The organism is Xanthobacter sp. DMC47 (genome assembly GCF_056313845.1).
In genome coordinates, this window is sequence record NZ_JBQUZM010000004.1 from 1,241,985 (window position 1) to 1,263,061 (window position 21,077).

Annotated in this window: 18 protein-coding genes; 14 read left to right on the forward strand and 4 right to left on the reverse strand. The window is 68.2% G+C overall.

All coding sequences use genetic code 11. The annotated features are described in order from the left end of the window. The first annotated feature begins 18 nt into the window (after nt 1-18). From ACT54R_RS17550 to ACT54R_RS17575, 6 genes are all read left to right on the forward strand, one after another. The gene (locus ACT54R_RS17550; RefSeq protein WP_476328400.1) at nt 19-1,293 is read left to right on the forward strand and encodes an imelysin family protein; all 1,275 of its coding nucleotides are present in this window, start codon (nt 19-21) and stop codon (nt 1,291-1,293) included. Nucleotides 1,294-1,317: 24 nt separating this feature from the next. Beyond that, on the forward strand, nt 1,318-2,790 hold the full coding sequence (locus tag ACT54R_RS17555; RefSeq protein ID WP_476328402.1) for a multicopper oxidase family protein: 1,473 nt from the start codon (nt 1,318-1,320) through the stop codon (nt 2,788-2,790). Beyond that, nucleotides 2,790-4,037 carry a di-heme oxidoredictase family protein gene (locus ACT54R_RS17560; protein ID WP_476328404.1) on the forward strand — a complete coding sequence of 416 codons (1,248 nt, stop codon included), beginning with the start codon at nt 2,790-2,792 and terminating at the stop codon, nt 4,035-4,037. Before ACT54R_RS17555 ends, ACT54R_RS17560 begins: the two co-directional genes overlap by 1 nt. 48 nt (nt 4,038-4,085) lie before the next feature. After that, nucleotides 4,086-5,177, forward strand: coding sequence for an imelysin family protein (locus ACT54R_RS17565; protein WP_476328406.1), 1,092 nt, complete (start codon nt 4,086-4,088; stop codon nt 5,175-5,177). A gap of 1 nt (nt 5,178) precedes the next feature. Next, nucleotides 5,179-6,312, forward strand: coding sequence for a DUF1513 domain-containing protein (locus ACT54R_RS17570; protein ID WP_476328408.1), 1,134 nt, complete (start codon nt 5,179-5,181; stop codon nt 6,310-6,312). 94 nt (nt 6,313-6,406) lie between these two features. Next, complete coding sequence (locus ACT54R_RS17575) at nt 6,407-6,967, forward strand: NADPH-dependent FMN reductase (protein ID WP_476328410.1); 561 nt, start codon at nt 6,407-6,409, stop codon at nt 6,965-6,967. Between the two features lie 7 nt (nt 6,968-6,974). Here the strand turns inward: ACT54R_RS17575 and queD are convergent, their stop codons facing one another. From queD to ACT54R_RS17590, 3 genes are all read right to left on the reverse strand, one after another. Further along, nucleotides 6,975-7,331 (reverse strand): 6-carboxytetrahydropterin synthase QueD, encoded by a 357-nt coding sequence (gene queD, locus ACT54R_RS17580; RefSeq protein ID WP_168459270.1) that lies wholly within the window; start codon nt 7,329-7,331, stop codon nt 6,975-6,977. 35 nt (nt 7,332-7,366) lie between these two features. Next, a complete protein-coding gene (gene queE / locus ACT54R_RS17585; protein WP_476328412.1) occupies nt 7,367-8,002 on the reverse strand; it encodes a 7-carboxy-7-deazaguanine synthase in 636 nt (211 codons plus the stop codon). Between the two features lie 97 nt (nt 8,003-8,099). Further along, the gene (locus ACT54R_RS17590) at nt 8,100-9,278 is read right to left on the reverse strand and encodes an alpha/beta hydrolase (protein ID WP_476328414.1); all 1,179 of its coding nucleotides are present in this window, start codon (nt 9,276-9,278) and stop codon (nt 8,100-8,102) included. A 309-nt stretch (nt 9,279-9,587) separates the two neighbouring features. Between ACT54R_RS17590 and ACT54R_RS17595 the strand changes: the two genes are divergently transcribed. Continuing rightward, a complete protein-coding gene (locus ACT54R_RS17595; protein ID WP_476328416.1) occupies nt 9,588-10,553 on the forward strand; it encodes a ring-cleaving dioxygenase in 966 nt (321 codons plus the stop codon). A gap of 117 nt (nt 10,554-10,670) precedes the next feature. Here the strand turns inward: ACT54R_RS17595 and ACT54R_RS17600 are convergent, their stop codons facing one another. Further along, nucleotides 10,671-11,801, reverse strand: coding sequence for an aminomethyl transferase family protein (locus ACT54R_RS17600; RefSeq protein ID WP_476328418.1), 1,131 nt, complete (start codon nt 11,799-11,801; stop codon nt 10,671-10,673). A gap of 401 nt (nt 11,802-12,202) precedes the next feature. On the opposite strand from ACT54R_RS17600, the gene ACT54R_RS17605 reads away from it, so the two are divergent. From ACT54R_RS17605 to ACT54R_RS17635, 7 genes are all read left to right on the forward strand, one after another. Next, entirely contained in the window at nt 12,203-13,606 is a 1,404-nt protein-coding gene (locus ACT54R_RS17605; protein ID WP_476328420.1) for an acyl-CoA dehydrogenase family protein, read from the forward strand. A gap of 126 nt (nt 13,607-13,732) precedes the next feature. Beyond that, the gene (locus ACT54R_RS17610) at nt 13,733-14,245 is read left to right on the forward strand and encodes a flavin reductase family protein (RefSeq protein WP_476328422.1); all 513 of its coding nucleotides are present in this window, start codon (nt 13,733-13,735) and stop codon (nt 14,243-14,245) included. Next, nucleotides 14,246-16,540, forward strand: a complete 2,295-nt coding sequence (locus tag ACT54R_RS17615; protein ID WP_476328424.1) for a DUF1989 domain-containing protein — start codon at nt 14,246-14,248, stop codon at nt 16,538-16,540. A gap of 226 nt (nt 16,541-16,766) precedes the next feature. After that, a complete protein-coding gene (locus ACT54R_RS17620; RefSeq protein WP_476328426.1) occupies nt 16,767-18,449 on the forward strand; it encodes an APC family permease in 1,683 nt (560 codons plus the stop codon). Between the two features lie 11 nt (nt 18,450-18,460). Beyond that, a complete protein-coding gene (locus tag ACT54R_RS17625; RefSeq protein ID WP_476328428.1) occupies nt 18,461-19,048 on the forward strand; it encodes a dimethylamine monooxygenase subunit DmmA family protein in 588 nt (195 codons plus the stop codon). Then, on the forward strand, nt 19,045-20,001 hold the full coding sequence (locus ACT54R_RS17630) for a PDR/VanB family oxidoreductase (protein ID WP_476328430.1): 957 nt from the start codon (nt 19,045-19,047) through the stop codon (nt 19,999-20,001). Before ACT54R_RS17625 ends, ACT54R_RS17630 begins: the two co-directional genes overlap by 4 nt. 14 nt (nt 20,002-20,015) lie before the next feature. Then, nucleotides 20,016-21,077 (forward strand): heme-dependent oxidative N-demethylase family protein, encoded by a 1,062-nt coding sequence (locus tag ACT54R_RS17635; protein WP_476328432.1) that lies wholly within the window; start codon nt 20,016-20,018, stop codon nt 21,075-21,077.

Consider the following 21,077-nt stretch of genomic DNA (forward strand, 5'->3'; position numbering starts at 1 on the left):
TTCAAGGAGAGAAGGTCGATGCGCGCGCATTTTCTCGGCGCAGTCATCGCGTCAGTTGCAGCCTTCGCGAGCCCCGTGCTCGCGGATGCGCCGAAGCCGCGTGACGTGATCGTCCATTATGCCGACCTCGCCGAGGTGTCTTACGGGACGTCCGCCGCCACCGCCAAGGACATGCAGAAGGCCATCGACGCCTTCCTCGCCGCCCCCAGCGCCGACACCCTCGGCAAGGCCCGGGATGCCTGGAAGGCAGCCCGCGTCTATTACCAGCAGACCGAGGCCTTCCGCTTCGGCAACAAGATCGTCGACGAGTGGGAAGGCAATGTGAACGCCTGGCCGCTGGACGAAGGCCTCATCGATTACGTGGACAAGAAGAGCTACGGCGAGAAGTCGGACGAGAACCCGCTCTACACCGCCAACGTGATCGCCTCGAAGTCCATCCGCATCGGCAAGAAGACGGTGGACGTCACCAAGATCACCCCCAAGCTGCTGCATGAGCTGAACTCGGCCGGCGGCGTCGAGGCGAACGTGGGCTCCGGCTGGCACGCCATCGAGTTCCTGCTGTGGGGCCAGAACCTCCACAACGCGACGCCCAGCCAGGGCCAGCGCTCCTACACCGACTATGACCTGAAGAACTGCACCAACGGCAATTGCGACCGCCGCGGCGAATATCTGAAGGTCGCGACCCAGACGCTGGTCGCCGATCTCGACGAGATGACTGCCAACTGGGGCGCCAAGGGCAAGGCGCGCGCCGCGCTCATCAAGAAGAACGACAAGGCCGGCCTCGCCACCATCTTCACCGGCCTCGGCTCCCTCTCCTATGGCGAACTCGCCGGCGAGCGCATGAAGCTCGGCCTCATCCTCCACGATCCGGAGGAAGCGCACGACTGCTTCTCCAACAACACCCAGAACGCGCACTATTACGACGAAGTGGGCATCCGCAACGTCTATTACGGCTCCTACGTGAAGCCGGACGGCGCCAAGGTCACCGGCCCCTCGGTCGCCGACCTCATCCGCGCCGCCGACCCGAAGATCGCCGACGAGATCGACGCCAAGTCCGACGCCGCTTTGGCCGCCCTCAAGGCCCTGAAGGACGTGGCGGATTCCGGCGAGATCACCTACGACAAGATGCTTGAGGAGGGGAACACCAAGGGCGCCAAGCTGATTCAGGACGGCGTCGACGCCCTGGTGGCCCAGGCCCACGCCATCGAGCGCGGCGTCGCGGTCCTCAAGATCCAGATCAAGGTGGAAGGCTCCAAGAGCCTCGATGATCCGAAGAACGCGAAGAAGAAGTGAGACGATGACGATGGGACGGACGCGATGATTTCGCGTCGGGCGCTCCTTGCGGGCGCAGCGGCTGCGGGGGCGGCGGGGTTCGCCCCCTCCGCCCTCGGCCGCGTACCGGCCTCCGTGGATACGCTGCCGAAGACGGCGCCGGTGCGCCGGCTCGCCCTCTCGGCGGCGGAAATGGAAATGCCGCTGCTCGGGCCGGGCAAGCCGGTGACCAAGGGCTTCTGCGCCTATAACGGCACGCCCTTTCTCACCCTGCGCGCGCCCGTGGGCACCCGCCTGATGGTGGATTTCGAGAACCGCCTGCCGGACCTCACCACCGTCCACTGGCACGGCGTGCGCGTGCCGTATCTCTCGGACGGGGTGTCGCCCATTACCCAGGCGCCAATCCCGGCGGGCAGCACATTCACCTACAACGTGCCCCTGCCCGATCCCGGCTTCTATTTCTTCCATCCCCATTGCGACGAGACGGGACAGGTGGGCCGTGGCCTCGTCGGGCTGCTCGTGGTGGACGATCCCGCCGAGGCAAAGCTCGGCTTCGATGCCGAGCACTTCATCGTGGTGAAGGACTGGCGGCTCGACGAGAAGGACGGCCGCTGGCTGGAGATGTTCACCGACGAAGGCGCCTCCACCGCCGGCACCTTCGGCACGGTGCGCGCCACCAACGGCTCCATCGTGCCGCCCCGCGTCGACGCGCCGGCCTATGGCGACGTGCGGCTGCGCGTGATCGTCGCCGATTCCACCCGCACCATCGATTTCGGCTGCGAGACGGAAGACGCGGCCATCATCGCCATTGACGGGCAGGCCCTGACACCGCTGCCCTTTTCCAAGCTGCCGAACGAGATCTGGCGCATGGGCCCGGCCATGCGCATCGACGTCCATGTGCGCATGCCCGGCCCCGGCGAGGAGGTGAAGGTCTATGACTACCGCACCGCCGAGCCCTATCTGCTCACCACTCTGGTCGGCGTCGACAAGGGCCGAAAGAAGACCGCCTTCCGCCCCAAGGCGCTGCCCGCCGCGAAGGTACCCCTGCCGGACGTGAAGCGCGCGAGCCGCCTCGACTATCTCGTGCAGACCGCTGCCGGCCCCATCGTGAGCGGCGATCCCCTGCCGCCGGACGATCCGCTGGCCAAGGCGCTCATCGCCTCCGCCTGCGTCGGCAGCAAGACCTTCTGGGCCATCAACCGCAATTCCTGGGGCGCCGGCGCGGACCTGCGCCTGCCGCCGCCGCTGGCGACGCTGAAGGACGGGTCGAGCTACATCGTCTCCATCACCAACGTCACCAAGCACGTCCACCCCATGCACCTGCACGGGCACGTGTTCCGTGTGCTGTCCTCCTCCAAGAAGAAGGACATCCCGCCCTATCTCGCCGATACGGTCATGACCGAGCCCAACGAGACGGTGGAGATCGCCTTCCGCGCCACCAGCGGCGACTGGGTGTTCCACTGCCACATCCTCGAGCACATGGATTCGGGGCTCATGGGCTGGATCAGGGTGGTCTGATGAGCGGGCGCCTCCTTCTCGTGCTGCTCGCCGCCCTCGCGACCACGCCCAGCGCGGCCGAGACTTTGGACAAGCTGGACCTCGCCATCGGCAAGGCGCTGTTCAAGCGCCCGTGGGTGCCCGCCCCCGCCTCGACGCGCGGCGACGATGGCCTCGGCCCGCTGTTCGATGCCCGCTCCTGCGCCACCTGCCACCCCGCCGATCGCCGCGCTCCCGCGCGTCTGGAGAACGGAACGGCGGAGCGCGGCTTCGTCTTGATGATCGGCCGGCCGGACGGCAGCGGCGATCCGGTCTATGGCCGGCGCTTCCAGATCGATGCGGTGCCGGGCATCCCCGGCGAAGGCGTCATCGGCGTCACCGATACGCCGCTGCCGGACGGCCGCATGGCTCGCAAGCCCCATCCCGAGGCACTGGGCTACGGCCCGCTCGATCCGGAGAGCGGACTGTCTCTCCGCGTGGGGCCGGACCTGAAGGGCCGCGGGGCGCTCGCCGCCGTGCCGGATGCCGCCATCCTGGCGGTGGAGCGGGAGCAGGCGAAGGGCACCGACGGCGTGAAGGGCATGGCGCGGCGCGTCACCCTCGCCGACGGCAGCACCGCCATCGGCCGCTTCGGCTGGAAGGCGTCGCAGCCGACCCTCGCCGGCCAGTCGGCGGAAGCCTTCTTCCTCGATCTCGGCCTCTCCAACCGCTTCCATCCCGAGCCGTGGGGCGACTGCACCCCCACCCAGACCGCCTGCAGAACGGCACTTCATGGCAATGCCAACGCCACCTCGGGGGATGCGGACGACGAATTGGAAATCGGCTCGGCGGTGCTCGACCGGGTGGTGGCCTATGTCGCCTCCCTGCCCCAGCCCGAGCCGGAAGAGCTGCCCAAGGCCGAGGCGAAGCGCGGCGCGGCGCTGTTCGCCTCCACCGGCTGCGCCCAATGCCACCGGCCGTCTTTGCCCATGGCCGGCGGCGGCGAGGCACGCATGTACACGGACCTGCTGCTGCACGAGATGGGCCCGGACCTCGGCGACACCATGCCGGAGCCGGGCGTCGGCGCCTCGCAATGGCGCACCGCGCCGCTCGCCGGCCTCTCCGATGCGCTTGCCGCCAAAACCGGCCTGCTGCACGACGGCCGCGCGCGCACGGTGGAGGAGGTGATCGCCTGGCACGGCGGCGAGGCGGCGACGGCGCAGCGGCGCTTCGGCGCGCTCCCGCCCAAGGACAGGGCGGCGCTGGTGCGCTACGTTTCCAGCCTGTGATTTCCGCCGGCTGCGGCCGGCACCGACCTGATATTGCGGATCGACGTCATGATCGAAGCCATGCGCCTTTCTTCCTCCCGCCTCGCTGGCGCCGCCCTCGCCGCCACGCTCGCCTTTGGCGCCGTCCCGGCCGCCGCGGCCGATCCGAAGCTTGATCCGGTGCCGCTCATCGAGGGCTGGCTGCTGCCGCGCTATGATGCGCTCGCCGCCTCCACCGCCGCACAGGCGAAGGCCTGGGCCGCCTTCTGCCCCGCCCCCTCGGCGGCCGGCGTCGCGCCGCTGAAGGAGGCCTACAACAAGGCCGCGGATGCGTGGAATGCGGTGGAGTTCGTCACCTTCGGCCCCATCACCTTGTCGCTGCGGGCCGACCGCATCTCCTTCTTCCCGGACCGGCGCAACGGCGTGACGCGCGGCCTTGCCGAGATCATTGCCGACAGCGATCCCGCCCGCCTCGCGCCCGAGCGCTTCACCCAGTCGAGCGCCGCCGTGCAGGGCCTACCGGCGCTGGAGCGCCTGCTTTACGACGAAGGTGCCGCCGATGCGCTGGTCTCCGGCCCCGAAGCGGCGCGGCGCTGTGCGCTGGGCACTGCCATCGCCAACAATCTCGCCACCATCACGGGGGAAATCCGCACCGCCTGGGGCGACAAGTCCTCCGGCGTGCTCGGTGCCATCGTCTCCGGCAAGGGCGATCCGGCCCTGTTCCCGGATGTGGGCGCCCTGCCCGGCATGATCCTCACCGACCTCTCCGGCGCCTACCAGCGGGTGACCGACACGAAGCTCCTGCCCGTGCTCGGTGCCAGTCCCGCCGATGCCAAGCCGACGGTCGCCGACAGTTGGCGTTCCGGCCGCTCCGGCCGCGTCGCCGCGAACATGATCCACAGCGCCGACGCGCTCCTCGTCGCCGTGGGGACGCAGATGCCGAGCCGGCCGCAATTCGTGGTCAACAAGGCCGCCACCGCCGCCGATGCCGCCGCCGACAAGCTGCCCGCAGACATCGGCGCAGCCGCCGCCACCGCATCGGGCGCGCAGGGCATCCAGGCAACGATCAAGACCTTCAAGGCCGCGCAGCTCGCCGTCTACAAGCCCATCGCCTCCTATTTCGGCATCTCGCTGGGCTTCAATGCCCTCGACGGCGACTGATATGCGCGCGCGCCTCGACCACGCCCCGCTCATCGGCCGGCGCGGCCTGCTCCTCGGCGGCGCGGCCCTCCTCGCGTCGGCCGCCTTACCGGGCTGCCTGCGCGCCGCCGAGCTGGACGAAGGCTGGCTGGCGACGGCGGGGGTGGGCGAAGGCTTCGCCGCCATCGGCCTCGATCCCAGCTTCGCGCCGACCCCCGAGGCGCCCTCCGACGCTCGCCTGCACGGCATCGAGGCGAGCCCGGTGGGTCCGCTCGCCGTGGCGGTGGGGCGGCGGCCGGGGCGCATCGCGCTCGTGTTCGACCGGCGCAAGGGCGGCGTGGTCGCGAGTTTTGGGCCGGGCGAGGGCCGTGTCTTCTCGGGCCATGGCCGCTTCTCGGCGGACGGCCGACTGTTCCTGACCAACGAGATCGAGCGCCCGGCCGACGGCGTGCGCGCCATGGGCCGCGGCGTCGTCGCCGTGCGGGCGGTGGACGGCGGCTTCGCCATCCGTGACGAATGGGCAAGCGGCGGCGACGGCCCGCACGATCTGATGCGCTCGGGCACCGCCCTCGTGATCGCCAATGGCGGCATCGAGCCTAACACGCCGGAGGCGCGCGACGCCGAGGTGACGGGCTCCGGCATCACCCTGGTGGATCCCGAGACCGGCGCCGTGCGGGGCGAGGGCAAGCTGTCCGCCGATCTCGCCAGCCTGTCGCTCCGCCACCTCGCCCGCGACGGCAATGGCGGCACGGTGGTGGCGGCGCAGGACCTGCTGAAGGACGGCGAGGCCCGCCCCCTGCTCTTCCGCATCGCCGCCGATGGCACGCTCTCCCCCTTCGATGCGCCGGACGAAGCCTGGCGGGCGCTGCGCGGCTATGTAGGGTCGGTGGCCTATGATCCCTCCGGCCGCTTCGTCGCCTGCGCCACCCCGCGCGGCAATCAGGTCGCCGTATGGCAGGCGGATGGCCGCTATATCGGGGCGGTGCCGCTCACCGATGGCTGCGGCCTCGCGGCGGGGGCTGAGGCGGGCACCTTCGTCGCGGCATCCGGCTATGGCGAGGTGATCGTGGTGAGGGCCGCAGCCGAGGGCGTCGCCATCACCGCGCGGCGCACCGGCGGGCCGCGCTACGACAATCACATGGTCCGCATCGGCTGATTTTGACGCAAGCTCACGCAACCTTCTTGTTTTTGCGCCATTATCCGGGGCGTGCCCATGTGGGCAGGGGATGGCGGGCAGCGGGAGAATGGCGATGAACTGGGTCGTGCTGGTCGGCAGCGTTCGCAAGGGGTCCCTCAATGCCGCGCTGGCCCGCGCGCTCGCGGGAATCGCGCCGGAGGGGACGACGCTGGAGATCCTGCCCTCCATCGCCGAATTCCCCATCTATGACGGGGATATCGAGGCGGAAGGCTTCCCGGCCCCGGTGACGGCCATGGGGGAGAAGGTCGCGGCGGCGGATGCGCTCGTCATCGTGACGCCGGAATACAATTACTCGGTGCCCGGCGGCCTGAAGAACGCGATCGACTGGCTGTCGCGTCTGAAGCCGCAGCCGCTCGCCGGCAAGCCCACCCTCATCCTGTCCGCTTCGCCCGGCTCCATGGGCGGGGCGCGCGCGCAATATCACCTGCGGCAGGTGCTGGTGGCGCTCAACGCCCACGTGATGAACGTGCCGGAGGTGATGGTCGCCCAGGCCCACACCAAGATCACGGACGGCGTCGTTACCGACCAGGGCACGCTGGACTTCACGAAGAAGCAACTTTCCGCCTTCGCCACCTTCGTGAGGAAGGCCAAGGCCGGGGACGCGGCGGGCTGAGGCCCGCTCACCCCTCGGCGTATTCCGCGTAGGACATGGGCGTCTCATAGACCCGCACGGAGGCGAGCGTGGGCAGGAGCGGCTTCATCCGCGTCCAGATCCACGCCGCGATGATCTCGGCGGTCGGGTTTTCCAGCCCCTCGATGTCGTTAAGACAATAATGGTCCAACTGCTTCAAGAGCGGGCCGAAGGCGTTCTCCACATCGAAGAAGTCCACCACGAAGCCCGTCACCGGGTCCACCGGCCCCTCCAACGCAAGGTCCACGCGATAGGAATGGCCGTGCACCCGCCGGCAGCGGTGGGTTTCCGGCACGTTGGGCAGGAAATGCGCGGCCTCGAAAGTGAAGCCCTGGGTGATCCGCACGCGGCCGGGCAGCGCCGCCGGGGTGTCACGGGTGGTCATGGAATTCCGATCATCTTGTGGGTCTGGACGGACAGGCGCCAGCGCGGATGGGCGAGGCAATAGGCCACCGCCGCATCTGTGTTCGCGCGGCGATCCGGGCCGTCCATGGGCTGGAGGAAAAAGTTGGTGAAGGGGAGGTCCGCGACCTCGGCGGGGTCGAGCCCGGCCTGCGGGAAGACGAGCTTGAGCTCGTGGCCGACACGCTGCTTCAGCTCGGTGCCGGCCTTGGGGCTGACGCAGATCCAGTCGAGCCCCTCCGGCGCGACGACCGTGCCGTTGGTCTCCACCGCGATCTCGAAGCCCCGCCCATGCACTGCCGCGATGGCCGCAGGATCGAGCTGGAGCAAGGGCTCGCCGCCCGTGAAGACGACGAAGCGGCGTTCAGTACCTGCGTTGCCCCACACGGAGCCGATGGCATCCGCGAGCGCCTCGGCATCGGCGAAGCGGCCGCCGCCCTCGCCATCCAGGCCGATGAAATCGGTGTCGCAGAAACGGCACTGGGCGGCGGCACGATCCTCCTCCCGCCCGGACCACAGGTTACACCCCGCGAACCGGCAGAAGACGGCAGCACGCCCCGCCTGCGCCCCCTCCCCCTGCAGGGTGAGGAACATTTCCTTGACTGAATAGGCCATGAGGCGACGCCTTTAGACCGAACGCGCCCGCGAGGGAAGCGCCGGCCCGGCATAGGTCGCCTGCGCGGACGGGATCACGGCGCAAGGCGCCGCGGCCCTATTGGGCGGGGGCGGTCGGCGTGGCGGCCGGCTGCACGCTGGCGGACTGGCCCACGGGACCGGGCGGATGCGCCGCGCGGGCCTGATCGAGGCCGGTGATGCGCACCCCCTCCATCTGAACCGTGTTGGAGGACGCGGTTCCGTTGGCGCTGGCAAGCGCGCTTTGCAGCTGCGGCGCCATTTCGGCGAGTTGGGCGAACTTGCCGTGGTTGAAACTGTCGAGGGCCTTCACGTCGGTCATGTCGACCACGACGGCGCCAAGACCCACGAGTTCGGTGTCGTTGGCGTATTCGCCGAGCCGCGGCTTCTTGCCGGCAAGGAAGTCGGAGAAGCCGAGCGCCTTGTCGTCGCGGGAGACGACCACGATGAACGGCTTCGGCGGCTTGCCGAAGCGGCGCAGCTGGGTCTTGAACACGTCCACGTCGATGTCGGGCGCAGCGAGGATGATGTTGCCGATCTTGTTCACCGGCAGCGTCTTGCCGGAGATGCGGATCTGCCGCAGGGCCTCCACCGTCAGCCAGTTGCCCATGGAGTGGGCGAGGATGCTCACCTGGTCCGCGCCGCTGCCGAAGGCGAGGCGGATGGTCTCCTCCAGCTGGTCGCGGGCGGCGGTGGCGCTGTTGTTGTCGTAGACATAGCCCTCGGTGGTCGCCCGCGAGGCCCAGGTGAAGAGGATGGGAACCGCCGGCGCATCGGAGTCCGTCGCCATCTGCGCGAGACGGTACAGCGCCTCGGAAAACATGGTGTTGTAGCCATGCACGAAGATGAAGACGTTGCGCTTGCCGGCGGGCCGGCGGGCCAGCTCGCTCTTCAGGTCGCGCAGGAACTCGCCTTCGGTGTCACGGTAGATGGCCTCGCGCACCACCATGTCGGTGGTGGGATTGCCGAGGCCGTTCTTCGGCCACTCGATCTCGCCCGGCCTGTGGGTGGGCGGCACGGAGAGGTCGATCTTCGCGAAATTGAGCTGGGCGGAGCGTTCGCCGTTGAAGAAGACGCCGGGGCGCGGATCACGCTCGCGGGTGGAGGCGACGAGGATCACCTGCTCGCGGGCCCCCTCCGCCAGCGGGGCGGAAACCGGGACGAGGGCGTCGATGCCAGGGCGATCGGAGCAGCCGGCGACGAGCATCACCACCGTCGCGGCGGCCATGAGGCGCAAGGCCAGATTGCGGAACGTCATGCGCCAAAGTCCCCCAAAGTCCGCCACGCCCACCTGCATGCCCCCGCATGGAACGGCCTTCTTGGCACAAACAATGAGGCGGATGAACGGCGATCGCGGGAAATGCTGAACACCGGTGAAATGGTGCCGGCGCGGCCACGCTGCCGATTACCACAAATTGCATGAACGATCTGATCGACCCCTATTCCACAAAACGCTCTTGCAAATCGGCAAACCCGGATTGCGAACGTGGTTCTCGTCCCGAAGCGGCTGCGCGCCTATCTCTGGCACCAGACAGATACCAGGCTCCGCACGCCGGAGGAGGACGCCATGCCGAACACCACCGAGACCACCGGGCCGCTGACCGGACTTCACCACGTCACGGCCATCACCGCGGATGCGCCCTACAACCACCGCTTCTACACCCAGACGCTGGGCATGCGCCTCGTGAAGAAGACGGTGAACCAGGACGACGTGTCCGCCTATCACCTCTTCTATGCCGACGGGGAGGCCAACCCCGGCACCGACCTCACCTTCTTCGACTGGCCGGTGCCGCGCGAGCGCCGGGGCAGCCACGCCGCCGTGCGCACCTCACTGCGGGTGCGCGATGAGGCGGCGCTGGAATACTGGGCGGCGCGCCTCACTGACGCGGGCGTTTCCCACGCCGGCATCGAGACACGCGACGACCGCCACCAGCTTCCCTTCGAGGACAGGGAGGGCCAGCGCCTTGCCCTGATCGTCGATGACGGCAAGGGTCCGGGCGTCGCCTGGGCCAAGAGCCCGGTGCCGGAGGCGCACCAGATTCGCGGCCTCGGCCCGATCCTGATCTCGGTGCCGGACCTTGCCCCCACCGCTGCCGTGCTGATCCACGTGATGGGCATGAAGGAGGTGCGCACCTATGCCGCCGAGGACGGCCGCGCCATCCATGTGTTCGAGATGGGCGCGGGCGGCCCCGCCGCGGAAGTGCATGTGAAGGTGGAGCCGGGCCTTTCCCCCGCCGGACAGGGCGCGGGCGCGGTGCACCATGTGGCGTTCCGCGTCACCACCTTCGACCAGTACGAGGAATGGGCGCGGCGGCTGAAGGAGCTGCGCATCCCCAACAGCGGGATGGTGGATCGCTTCTACTTCCGCTCGCTCTATTTCCGCGAGCCGAACGGCGTGCTGTTCGAGCTGGCCACCGACGGGCCGGGATTTGCCGCCGACGAGGACGCCGCGCACCTCGGCGAACGCCTCGCCTTGCCACCCTTCCTGGAAGGCCGTCGCTCTGCCATCGAAGCCGGGCTGAAGCCGCTCTGAGGCGAACGGGCTGGCCAGCCCGCGCGGCGCCTGAGCGAAGGCAGCCCATAACAAAAAAGGCCGGTCGGACGGGGAGATCCCGTCCGACCGGCCTTTTGATTGCGTCTCAGGCGAGCGTCAGGCGCGCTCTTCCAGCGGGTGCGTGCGCAGCCGCATGGGATCGTAGAAGGGGGTGCGCACCACCGTCGCCTCGAAGCTCTCGTCTCCATCAGCAACAGAAAGCGCGGTGCCGAGCGCGGTCACGTCGGGCCGCAGCGAGACCAGCGCCAGCGACTTCATGAGATGGCGGCTGTAGGTGGTGGAATTCACCACGCCCACCTCGTCGCCATCCTTGAAGATTTTCGCGCCGGGCGTGATCGCCTTGGCCGCCAGCACTTCGAGTCCGGCCTGATGGGTGCGCTCCGTGCCCTTGCGGGCGAGGAGGGCCGCCTTGCCGCGGAAGTCCGGCTTGGAGAGGTCCACGGACCAGTCCATCAGCACCTCGAAGGGCGTCGTGTCCTTGTGCGGCATGTCGAAGGGGAAGAACAGCAGGGAGCCTTCCACCCGCACGATGTCGAGGCAATCCCACGACACCGGCATGGCGCCGAACGGCTTGCCCATCTCGAGGATTTTGTCCCAGAGGAAGACCGCATCCTTCGCCGCGCAGAAGACTTCGTAGCCGCGCTCGGCCGAGTAGCCGCCGCGGGCGAGCGACACCGGAATGCCGAACAGGGTGGTCTTGCCGTGCCCGAAATAGGGCAGGTCCTTCAGCACCATCGGCGTGTGGGGGGAGAGGATGTCGAGGGCGAGCGGGCCCTGCAGGGAGAGGATGTGGACGTCGTTGTCACGGCTGAAGGTGACATCGAAGCCCTCCGCCACCACCGGCAGCGCCTCTTCCAGCGCGCCGCCGCCGTGGGACAGGCGGAACTTGCCGTCGCCGTCCACATAGACGAGCACGTCGTCGATGAGCCCGCCTTCGTCATCGACGATGGAGGAGATCATGGAGCGGCCGGCCGGGATCTTGGCGATGTCCGCGGTGAGCAGCTTGTTGAGGAAGGCGAGGGCGTCCGGGCCACCGATGTCGATGATCTTCAGGGCGGACACGTCGAAGAGGCCGGCCCGGGTGCGCACGGTCTCCGTCTCCACATAGGGATCGGTGGCGTAGTGCTGGGGAATCGCCATGTCGTTCCAGGATTCCTCCAGCTTGGAGCCGAGGTCCCGGTGACGGTCGTTGAGGATCGATTGGCGCAGAAGGATCGCGCTGGTCATGTGCCCTCTCTTGAAGGATGCCGGCCCGTGCGCCGGGCCCGTCGTTAAGGCGGGCGGCTCAGGCGGCCGGAAGGCCGGCCATGCGCGCCGCGACGACCGCATCCTGATGGCGGGTCAACGCTGCTGTCAATTACTTTTCCTCAGAAGAAATTTCTTTGGTAGCATGGCGCGAAAGGCGGCAAAGGAAAGCGAGGTGGGCCCATGCGTCGCCCAGATCGTGGTCATCCAGGAGGCGCCAAACGCCCAACTAATGGGCTTGCACCAAAAATGGCCCGTGGCACTCTCGTTTCTACCGCGTCAAAAAAGTTCACTGAGGGGAACAGGCGCGCCACAGCGTGATCGCAAATGGCAGGGACGGCCGCGGGGACTGCCCGCGCGCCGGCCCGGGCGGAGCTTGAGATATGTCCGAGACAAAGATGTGGGGCAAGGAAGAGTTCTGGGGGCTCGGCTTCGAGTGGGACCCCCAGTGGCTGCTGAGCGCCGAGCAGAAGGACCTGCAGGCGAAGCTCATCGCTTTGTGCGAGACCACGCTGCGGGCGAACGCCGTGGAGAGCGACGCCAACTACGTCTACCCTCGCAAGAATTTCGAGGCCCTGGCCACCCTCGGCCTGCTCTCGCTGAACGTTCCAAAGGAACTCGGCGGCCTCGGCCAGAACCATGTCTGCGCCGCCATGGTGGTGGAGACCATCGCCCGCTACGGCTGCCCCTCCACCGCCATGTGCTACACCATGCACCTCGGCGCCGTGGCCGCCGCGCTGCTGCGCCACCACGACAACCCGCTGCTCACCGACATCCTGAAGCGGCTGGACAGCGACGTGCTCATCGGCACGCTCTCCTATTCCGATCCCGAGACCGGCTCGCACTTCTGGTATCCCATCTCCTCCAAGGCCGAGGCCCATGGCGACGGCTGGAAGGTGACCAAGAAGGCCTCCTGGACCACCTCCGGCGGCTTCGCCGACTGGTACATCGTGCAGACCACCAGCCCCGGCTTCTCGGGCGACTATTCCGACCTTTCCTGCTTCCTCGTCACCAAGGACGAGGTGAAGGCCAACCCCTCCGAGTGGGACGGCCTCGGCCTGCGCGGCAACCAGTCCGGCCCCATCGTGGTGGAGAATGCGGTGCTGCCGAAGGAGGCCCTCGTCGGCCCCATCGGCGACGGCGCCAAGTCCAACGACGAGGTGGTGGACCCCTTCTTCCTCACCTGCTCGTCGGCCTGCTGGAACGGTATCTCGCTGGCGGTCATCGACATTGCCAAGCGCCACACCACCCGCAAGACCCACAATGACGTGGGCATGCGCGTCGCCGACTACCCCACGATCCAGGACTATGTGGGCGAGGCGATCATGGACACCAATGCCTGCCGCGCCTTCGACTATCAGATGGCGCAGGCGCTGGATTCGGTGACCAACAATTGCGACTGGTCGATCCACAAGGACATCGACGCGCTCCCCCGCTCTACCCTGCTCCACTGGCTGTGGCAGGTGAAGTTCGAGGCGGCGAAGAACGTCGCCCATGTGGTGGACAAGATGCTCCACGCCACCGGCGGCACGGGCTTCCGCCCGGCGCTCCAGATCGAGCGCTATCTGCGCGACGGCAAGGCCGGCTGGGTGATGGGCCCCACCAACGAGGTGCTGCGCCAGTTCGTCGGCAAGGCCGCGCTGCTGGGCTTCGGCTCGCTGGACTACTGGAACAAGTCGATCAACGAGCGCGTGCTCAACAACGAGATCAAGAAGATGGACGAGGCGGAGAAGCGCGCCTTCGCCGAAAAGCTGCTGGCCGAGCTTCAGCCGGCCAAGGTGGCGTAACGCGGGACGCCACCACGCGGAGCCTTCGTCCCTCTCCGTCGCTCAGGAGGGGGGCGAAGGCCCGCGCGCCCGCCATCGAAGGGGATTATCATGGACGGGCTGTCGCATTTCAGAAAGTACCTTGCCATGACGACCATTGATCTCGACGCCCGTTTCGACCCGCGCGAACTGCGCAACGCCCTCGGCCGCTTCGCCACCGGCATCGCCGTGGTGATGGCGCAGGACGAGGACGGCCCCATCGGCGTGACGGTGAATTCCTTCTCCTCCGTCTCGCTGGACCCGCCGCTGATTCTCTTCTCCATGGCCCGCTCGCTGCATTCGCTGGCGCGGCTGGAGAAGGTGAAGGCCTATTCGGTCAATATCCTCATGGAGAGCCAGCAGGACATCTCCAACCGCTTCGCCCGTGCCGGCGAGGATAAGTTCTCGGCAACACCCTGGGAGGTCGGCCCCTCCGGCGCGCCGCGCCTCGTGCCCGCCCATGCCATCTTCGAGTGCGTGCCCTACGCCCATTACGACGGCGGGGATCATGTGATCTTCGTCGGCCGGGTGGTGCATCTGCACGCCGAGGGCGAGGGCGACCCGCTGCTCTATTACCGCGGCAGCTACCGGCTGCTCGCATCCATCGCTCAAGAGGGGTGAATGGACGCCTCCCTCCTTCCGCCCGGCCCTTCCTCGACCACCGCCGCCCGCGAACGGGTGGTGGTGCGTGGCGGCGGCATGGCCGCCCTCTCGCTCGGCGCCGGAGACCGACTGACCGTGCTGGACCCGGAAGGGCTCCAGCCGGCGCTGGTTTTCGTCACCGACACCGATGCTGTGGAAGGCTGGGACGGCGCTGGCGTCGAGACGCTGCCGGCGCTTCTGGACCAGCGGGGAGAAGGCAGCGCGGAGGTCGCCCGGCTTCTGGCGGAAAGCGGCTTCGCGCCGGCAGCGCTGGCGGGACGGACATTGCTTTCGCGAGAGAGCGGCACGGGCGAGACGGCGGACGTCGCGGCCCGGGCTGATGTGCTCGTGGTGATCGCCGCCCCCGGGGGCCCCATGTCCCCGGACGCGCAGGACGCGCCCACCGACCTCATCGTCACCGTCACCCGTGCGCGGGGCCGCGGCCGTCCCCTCCCCGCCCCGCTCGCGCCGCCGAAGCTCGACGTGCGCGTACCGGCGGCCGAGGCCCGGGCCTATCGGGTGAAGGCGGGCGACTACATCCAGATCATCGACGTCGATGGCCGCCAGTGCGCCGACTTCCTCGCCTTTGACGCCGCCGCGCTGGAGACGGGCGCGGAATTCGGCCTCGACGCCACCACCACCCGCACGCTCATGGGCGCCGCCTTTCCGGGGCCGGGGCTCCATTCCAAATATTACGACGAGCGCCAGCTGCCGCTGGTGGAGGTGATCCGCGACACGGTGGGCCGCCACGACACCTTCGCCCTCGCCTGCTCGGCGAAGTATTACGAGGACATGGGCTATCCCGGCCACGCCAACTGCACGGACAATTTCAACGCCGTGCTCGCGCCTTTGGGCATTCGGGAGCGCGCCGGCTGGCCGGCCATCAATTTCTTCTACAACACCGCCGTGGACCACACCAACGCGATCACCATGGACGAGCCGTGGTCGCGACCCGGCGACTATGTGCTGCTCAAGGCGCTGACCGACCTCGTGTGCGCCACCTCGTCCTGCGCCGACGACATCGACCCTGCCAATGGCTGGGAGCCCACCGACATCCATGTGCGCGTCTATGACGGCGCCGAAAACTTCTCCAAGGGGATCGCGTTCCGCATGAGTGCTGACGCCGAGCCGCGCCTGACGCGCGAGAGCGCTTTCCACCAGAGCCTTGCTGCCCATACGCGGAATTTCGTGGAGTATCGCGGCTTCTGGCTGCCCACCTGCTTCACCGGCGAGGGGCCCATCGCCGAATACTGGGCCTGCCGCGAGAAGGCCGCGGTGATGGACCTCTCCCCGCTGCGCAAGTTCGAGGTGACGGGGCCGGACGCCGAGATCCTGCTCCAGCGCACGGTGACGCGCGACATGCGCAAGCTGGCGGTGGGCCAGGTGGTCTATACTGCGCTCTGCTACGACCACGGCGGCATGATCGATGATGCCACCGTGTTCCGCCTGTCGCCGACCAATTTCCGACTGGTGTGCGGGGAGGAATTCACCGGCGCCTGGCTGCGCACCAAGGCGGCGGAATGGGGCCTTAACGTCCACGTCCGCTCATCGACCGACCAGTTGCACAATATCGCCGTGCAGGGGCCGCTCGCGCGGGAGATTCTCGCCGAGGTGATTTGGACCGGACCGACCCAGCCCGCCATCGCCGAGCTGAAGTGGTTCCGCTTCGCTGTCGCGCGCCTCGGGGGTCCCACGGGGCCGGCTCTGGTGGTTTCGCGCACCGGCTATACGGGCGAACTCGGCTTTGAAATCTGGTGCCATCCCAAGGACGGCAAGGCGCTGTTCGAGGCCGTCTGGGCGGCGGGCGCGCCGAAGGGCATGAAGCCTCTCGGCCTTTCCGCGCTGGACATGCTGCGCATCGAGGCGGGGCTCGTCTTCGCGGGCTACGAGTTCTGCGACCAGACCGACCCCTTTGAGGCCGGCATCGGCTTCGCCGTGGCGGACAAGGACGAGGATTTCGTGGGGAAGGCGGCGCTGGCGCGGCGCAAGGCGAACCCGGCCAGGAAGCTCGTGGGGCTCAAGATCGAGGACAACGATGCGGTGGGCCATGGCGACCCGCTGTTCGTCGGCCGGGCGCAGGTGGGCGTTGTCACCAGCGCCACGCGCTCGCCCATCCTGAAGGCCCAGATCGCCCTCGCCCGCATCGATGTGGCCCATGCCGCGACCGGCACGGTCCTCGAGATCGGCAAGCTCGACGGGCACCGCAAGCGCATCGGCGCCGAGATCGTGCCCTTCCCCCATTTCGATCCGCAGAAGACGAGGGTGAGATCCTGACCTGTCATCGCCCGCGCGATGACATCTGAGCAGAGGTAAAACCAGCCCGGCCCCGCGCATTGCACCGCGGGGCCGCAGGCATTTGTTTCCCTAACGATAGCATGCCCAAGCATTGAGCGGGCGATGCGTGCAAATTGAGCCGCTTTCACCATCCAGTTGGCCAATTTATACGTTGACAAAAAAGTTTCTTCTCTGGAAACTCCCCTCCATAATTGAGGGGAATAACATGAGCATCGCAGCAACCAACGAGGCGATCGCCGCGCCTGAGGCCGGCACGCTTCAACGCAAGATCAGCTGGACCGGCGCCTTCTGGATCGCGAGCGGCGTGCCCGCCCTCGTGCTCTTCTCCATCGGTGCCATCGGCGCCACGGTAGGCGCGCCGGCCTGGTTCGTGTGGATCCTGTCCATCATCTTCGGCTTCATCCAGGCCTTCTCCTACGCCGAGATCGCCGGCCTGTTCCCGCACAAGTCTGGCGGGGCCTCGGTCTACGGCGCCATCGCCTGGGTGCGCTACGGCAAGCTGCTCGCGCCGTTCTCGGTGTGGTGCAACTGGCTGGCCTGGTCTCCGGTGCTCTCCATCGGCTCGGGCCTTGCGGCGGGCTACGTGCTCTCCATCCTGTTCGCGCCGGATGCCGCCATCAACACCTGGCAGCTCACGCTGGTGGATCTCGGCTGGCTGAAGGCGGGCCTCGCGCTGCGCATCAACGCCACCTTCATCCTCGGCGCGGTGCTGCTGCTCGTCGCCTTCGCCATCCAGCACCGCGGCATCAGCCAGACCGCCAAGGTGCAGGTCATCCTCGGCGTGGTGGCGCTGCTGCCGCTGATCCTCATCGGCCTCGTGCCGCTGTTCACCGGCGACGTGCTCGCCGCCAACCTCGGGCCGTTCGCCCCGCTCGCCAAGGACGAGGCCGGCAAGGTGATCGCCGGCGAGTGGAACATGGCGGGCCTGACCCTGATGGCCGGCGGCCTCTTCATCGCCGCGTGGTCCACCTACGGCTTCGAGACCGCGGTCTGCTACACGCGCGAGTTCCGCGACCCGAAGACGGATACCTTCAAGGCCATCCTCTACTCGGGCCTGCTCTGCATCTTCGTCTTCACCATCGTGCCCATCTCCTTCCAGGGCGTGCTCGGCCTCGGCCAGCTCGTGACCCCGGCGGTGCTGGACGCCTCCGGCACGGTGACGACGCCGGCGGTCTATTCCGGCATCCTCTCCGCCGACATCTATTCCGGCATGGGTGTCGCCAGCGCCATGGCGGACATGATCAAGGGCGGACCCATCGTCCACACCGTGATCGTGGTGATGCTGATCCTCGCGCTCATGCTGGCTATCATCACCTCCATGGCCGGCTCTTCCCGCACGCTCTACCAGGCGTCGGTGGACGGCTGGCTGCCCAAGTACCTCAGCCACGTGAACGAGAACGGCGCCCCCACCCGCGCCATGTGGACGGACCTCGGGTTCAACCTCATCCTGCTGATGATGTCGGACTACGTGTTCATCCTTGCCATCTCCAACGTCTGCTACATCCTCTTCAACTTCCTGAACCTGAATTCCGCCTGGATGCACCGCATCGACCGCCCCGCCTGGGAGCGCCCCTTCAAGGCCCCCGTCTGGCTCATCGGCATGGGTACGGTGCTTGCCTACGTGAACCTGTTCCTGCTCGGCATGGGTGCCGACATCTGGGGCGCGGGCACGCTGGTCACCGGGCTCATCGTATCGGCCGCCATCATCCCGGTGTTCCTGTTCCGGCACTATGTGACGGACAAGGGCCAGTTCCCGGCGGCGATGATGGAGGACATGCACCTCAAGGCCGAACCCGGTGCCGGCACGCGAGCGGGGATGCTGCCCTACCTCGCCCTCGTGCTTGGCGCCGTTGTCATCATCGTGGCCCGCAGCATTGCGGTCTATTGAACGGAGACGAAATGAGCGACCAGGGTATCAAGAGCCGCCCGACGTACGCCCCCATTGCCCCGGACCCGTCCGGACGGCACCACCTCCTGGTGGTTGAGGCGGCCGAGGTCCCGGCTGAAGCGCTGGCGGAGGGGGTCACCCCCTCCGCCTTCGAGGTCTGGACGGTGGCCCGGCGCAGCGCCGTGCCCTCCGCCCCGGCCATGGAGGAGGCGCCGGGCAGCGTCGCCGTCTTCCGCTCCGTGCCGCACCTGTTTTCCGCGCTGGAGGAGCGGCTCGCCCGCGAAACCATGGGGCTGCGCCTCTATGCGGCCGGCGCCGAGCCGTTCCTGTGGGATGTGTGGGGGCGCGCCGAGAAGGCCGGCCTCAGCCGGCAGGAGACCGCCTTCGCCGCGGTCGGCCCGAAGGCGCGGCGCATCTATTGCGTCCACTGCCGGACGGTGAGCGAGGGTGTCACCACCTCCATCTTCACCTGCCCGGGCTGCGGCGCATCCCTGTTCGTGCGCGATCATTTCTCACGGCGGCTCGCCGCCTTCATGGCCGTCCAGGTGGACGCCGAGGTGCCCGGTGAGGTGCCCGAGGCCGAGGAGCTCTACGCATGACCGCCGCCCAGCCCTTCAATGTGCGCGTGCGCGAGATCGTCGAGCTTGCGCCGAGCCTCAAGCGCTTCTCCTTCGAGCCCGCCCACGGCGGCGTATTCCCCACTCCGCCGGCGGGTGGGCACGTGCTCCTCACCCTGCGCGACGGGGCGCGGGTGATGAAGAACGCCTATTCCCTCGTCTCCCCGCCCTCCGAGCGCGCGCGCTACGACATCATCGTGCGCCTCGTCGCCCAGTCGCGCGGCGGCTCCTCCTATCTCCATCGGCGGGTCGCGCCGGGCGACGTGCTGGAGATGGCCAATCCGGTGAGCCTCTTCCCGCTCGCCTCCACCGCGAAGAAGCACCTGCTCATCGGCGGTGGCATCGGCATCACACCGCTCCTGTCCTTCCTGCCGGAGCTGAAGGCGCGCGGCGCGCGCTTCGAGCTGCACCAGCTCGCAACGCTGGAGGAAGTGCCGGTGTTCGAGCGCCTGCTCGCGCCCTATGCGGCGGGCGAGGAAATCCGCGTGCACGGCGGCGGCCGCGCCGCCTTCGATCTTGCGGGCCTGCTGGCGCGCCAGCCGCTGGGCACCCATGTCTATGTCTGCGGGCCGCACAGCCTGATGGAGGCGGTGGCCTCCACCGCTGCCGCGCTCGGCTGGCCCAAGGGCAAGGTGCACAAGGAGAGCTTCGGCGGCGACGTCACCGGCCTGCCGTTCCGCGCCGTGCTCCGGAAGTCCGGCATCGAGGTGGAGGTGGGCGAGAGCCAGAGCCTCTTGGAAGCCATCGAGGCGGCCGGCGTGGAGGCCCCGTGCCTGTGCCGCGGCGGCGCCTGCGGCCAGTGCGCCACCCCCCTCGTGGAGGGCGAGGCGGAGCACCGCGACGACTTCCTCTCCGCGGAGGAGAAGGCGGCCGGCACCCTCATCATGACCTGCGTGTCGCGTGCCCGCGGCCCGCGCATCGTCATCGACCTGTGATCCCGGGAGGTTCCATGACCCTTCAGTTCAAGCCCGCAGAGACCTTCCGCGACACCTTCACCTACAAGAAGTCGCCCGAGGATCTCCTGCGCTTCCCGTTCCCGTTCCCCGAAGACAGCTACATGTATTCGGTGAACATCGAGCCGCACGTGCGCGGGGGGCCCACCGCGGCCTTCCAGGCGGTGTTCGACGTTGACGAGCACTATATCGCCGAGTGCAAGGAGCGCGCCCGCATCCTCGCCGAGGACCCCAAGCGCTGCCAGGTGCTGCCGCACATGATGACGGCGGAGTGGGACAGCCTCGAGCTCATCATGGAAAGCCTCGCGGCAGATTATCCCGAGCACTTCACCCTGTCCAAGGACGGCGACGCCTGGACCTGGGTGAACCGGCCGCTCGGCATCCAGCAGAGCTTCATCTTCGGCAAGGCCGAGACGCTGCCCTGCGGGCCGTTCGAGTACATCACCCGGCAGGCGCAGGGCGATTTCACCCTTCAGGACCAGCGCGAGGACAACCTCTTCGTGGACGGCGGCATGGTGACGACCCAGGCCGACTGGTCGCTGGAGTTCGATATCGGCATGAGCTTCCAGGAATGGCACGGCCCGGTGCCGCTGGCGCACGAGAAGGGCGTGTTCGACCGGGCGCTGAAGTATCTCCTGCGCCTCCAGTACGGCCAGCCGGTGCGCCGCCTGAACTGGACCATGACGGTGAACCCGCGCCTCGACACCTCGCCAGAGAATTATCCGGTGTGGGGGCCGGACAAGGCGTCGATCACGCCGGAGAACGTGGCGGAGAAGGTGCATCTGCGCGTGGAGCTGCAGACGCTCTATCGCCTGCCCCGCTCCAACGCCATCCTGTTCGGCATCCGCTGCTATCTGACCAGCGTAGCGGACATCGCCAAGGTGCCGAAGTGGCGTCGGCGGCTGCATCGCGTGCTGCGCGACCTGCATCCGGACATCGCCGCCTACAAGGGCATTCCGCGCTTCCGGCAGATGGTGGTGGACCACCTCGCGCCGCTGGACGACGGCTCGCCGACCTCGCCCGGCATCGCGCCGGATGTGGAGAAGATCGAGGCCTGA

Bases quoted from the DNA above. Each gene is read 5' to 3' on its own strand.
- ACT54R_RS17550 (WP_476328400.1), top strand. From the start codon at position 19: ATGCGCGCGCATTTTCTCGGCGCAGTCATCGCGTCAGTTGCAGCCTTC.
- queE (WP_476328412.1), bottom strand. From the start codon at position 8,002: ATGGCCTATTCAGTCAAGGAAATGTTCCTCACCCTGCAGGGGGAGGGG.
- ACT54R_RS17605 (WP_476328420.1), top strand. From the start codon at position 12,203: ATGTCCGAGACAAAGATGTGGGGCAAGGAAGAGTTCTGGGGGCTCGGC.
- ACT54R_RS17575 (WP_476328410.1), top strand. From the start codon at position 6,407: ATGAACTGGGTCGTGCTGGTCGGCAGCGTTCGCAAGGGGTCCCTCAAT.
- ACT54R_RS17560 (WP_476328404.1), top strand. From the start codon at position 2,790: ATGAGCGGGCGCCTCCTTCTCGTGCTGCTCGCCGCCCTCGCGACCACG.
- ACT54R_RS17590 (WP_476328414.1), bottom strand. From the start codon at position 9,278: ATGACGTTCCGCAATCTGGCCTTGCGCCTCATGGCCGCCGCGACGGTG.
- ACT54R_RS17625 (WP_476328428.1), top strand. From the start codon at position 18,461: ATGAGCGACCAGGGTATCAAGAGCCGCCCGACGTACGCCCCCATTGCC.
- ACT54R_RS17555 (WP_476328402.1), top strand. From the start codon at position 1,318: ATGATTTCGCGTCGGGCGCTCCTTGCGGGCGCAGCGGCTGCGGGGGCG.
- ACT54R_RS17595 (WP_476328416.1), top strand. From the start codon at position 9,588: ATGCCGAACACCACCGAGACCACCGGGCCGCTGACCGGACTTCACCAC.
- ACT54R_RS17565 (WP_476328406.1), top strand. From the start codon at position 4,086: ATGATCGAAGCCATGCGCCTTTCTTCCTCCCGCCTCGCTGGCGCCGCC.
- ACT54R_RS17635 (WP_476328432.1), top strand. From the start codon at position 20,016: ATGACCCTTCAGTTCAAGCCCGCAGAGACCTTCCGCGACACCTTCACC.
- ACT54R_RS17570 (WP_476328408.1), top strand. From the start codon at position 5,179: ATGCGCGCGCGCCTCGACCACGCCCCGCTCATCGGCCGGCGCGGCCTG.
- ACT54R_RS17610 (WP_476328422.1), top strand. From the start codon at position 13,733: ATGACGACCATTGATCTCGACGCCCGTTTCGACCCGCGCGAACTGCGC.
- ACT54R_RS17600 (WP_476328418.1), bottom strand. From the start codon at position 11,801: ATGACCAGCGCGATCCTTCTGCGCCAATCGATCCTCAACGACCGTCAC.
- ACT54R_RS17620 (WP_476328426.1), top strand. From the start codon at position 16,767: ATGAGCATCGCAGCAACCAACGAGGCGATCGCCGCGCCTGAGGCCGGC.
- ACT54R_RS17630 (WP_476328430.1), top strand. From the start codon at position 19,045: ATGACCGCCGCCCAGCCCTTCAATGTGCGCGTGCGCGAGATCGTCGAG.
- ACT54R_RS17615 (WP_476328424.1), top strand. From the start codon at position 14,246: ATGGACGCCTCCCTCCTTCCGCCCGGCCCTTCCTCGACCACCGCCGCC.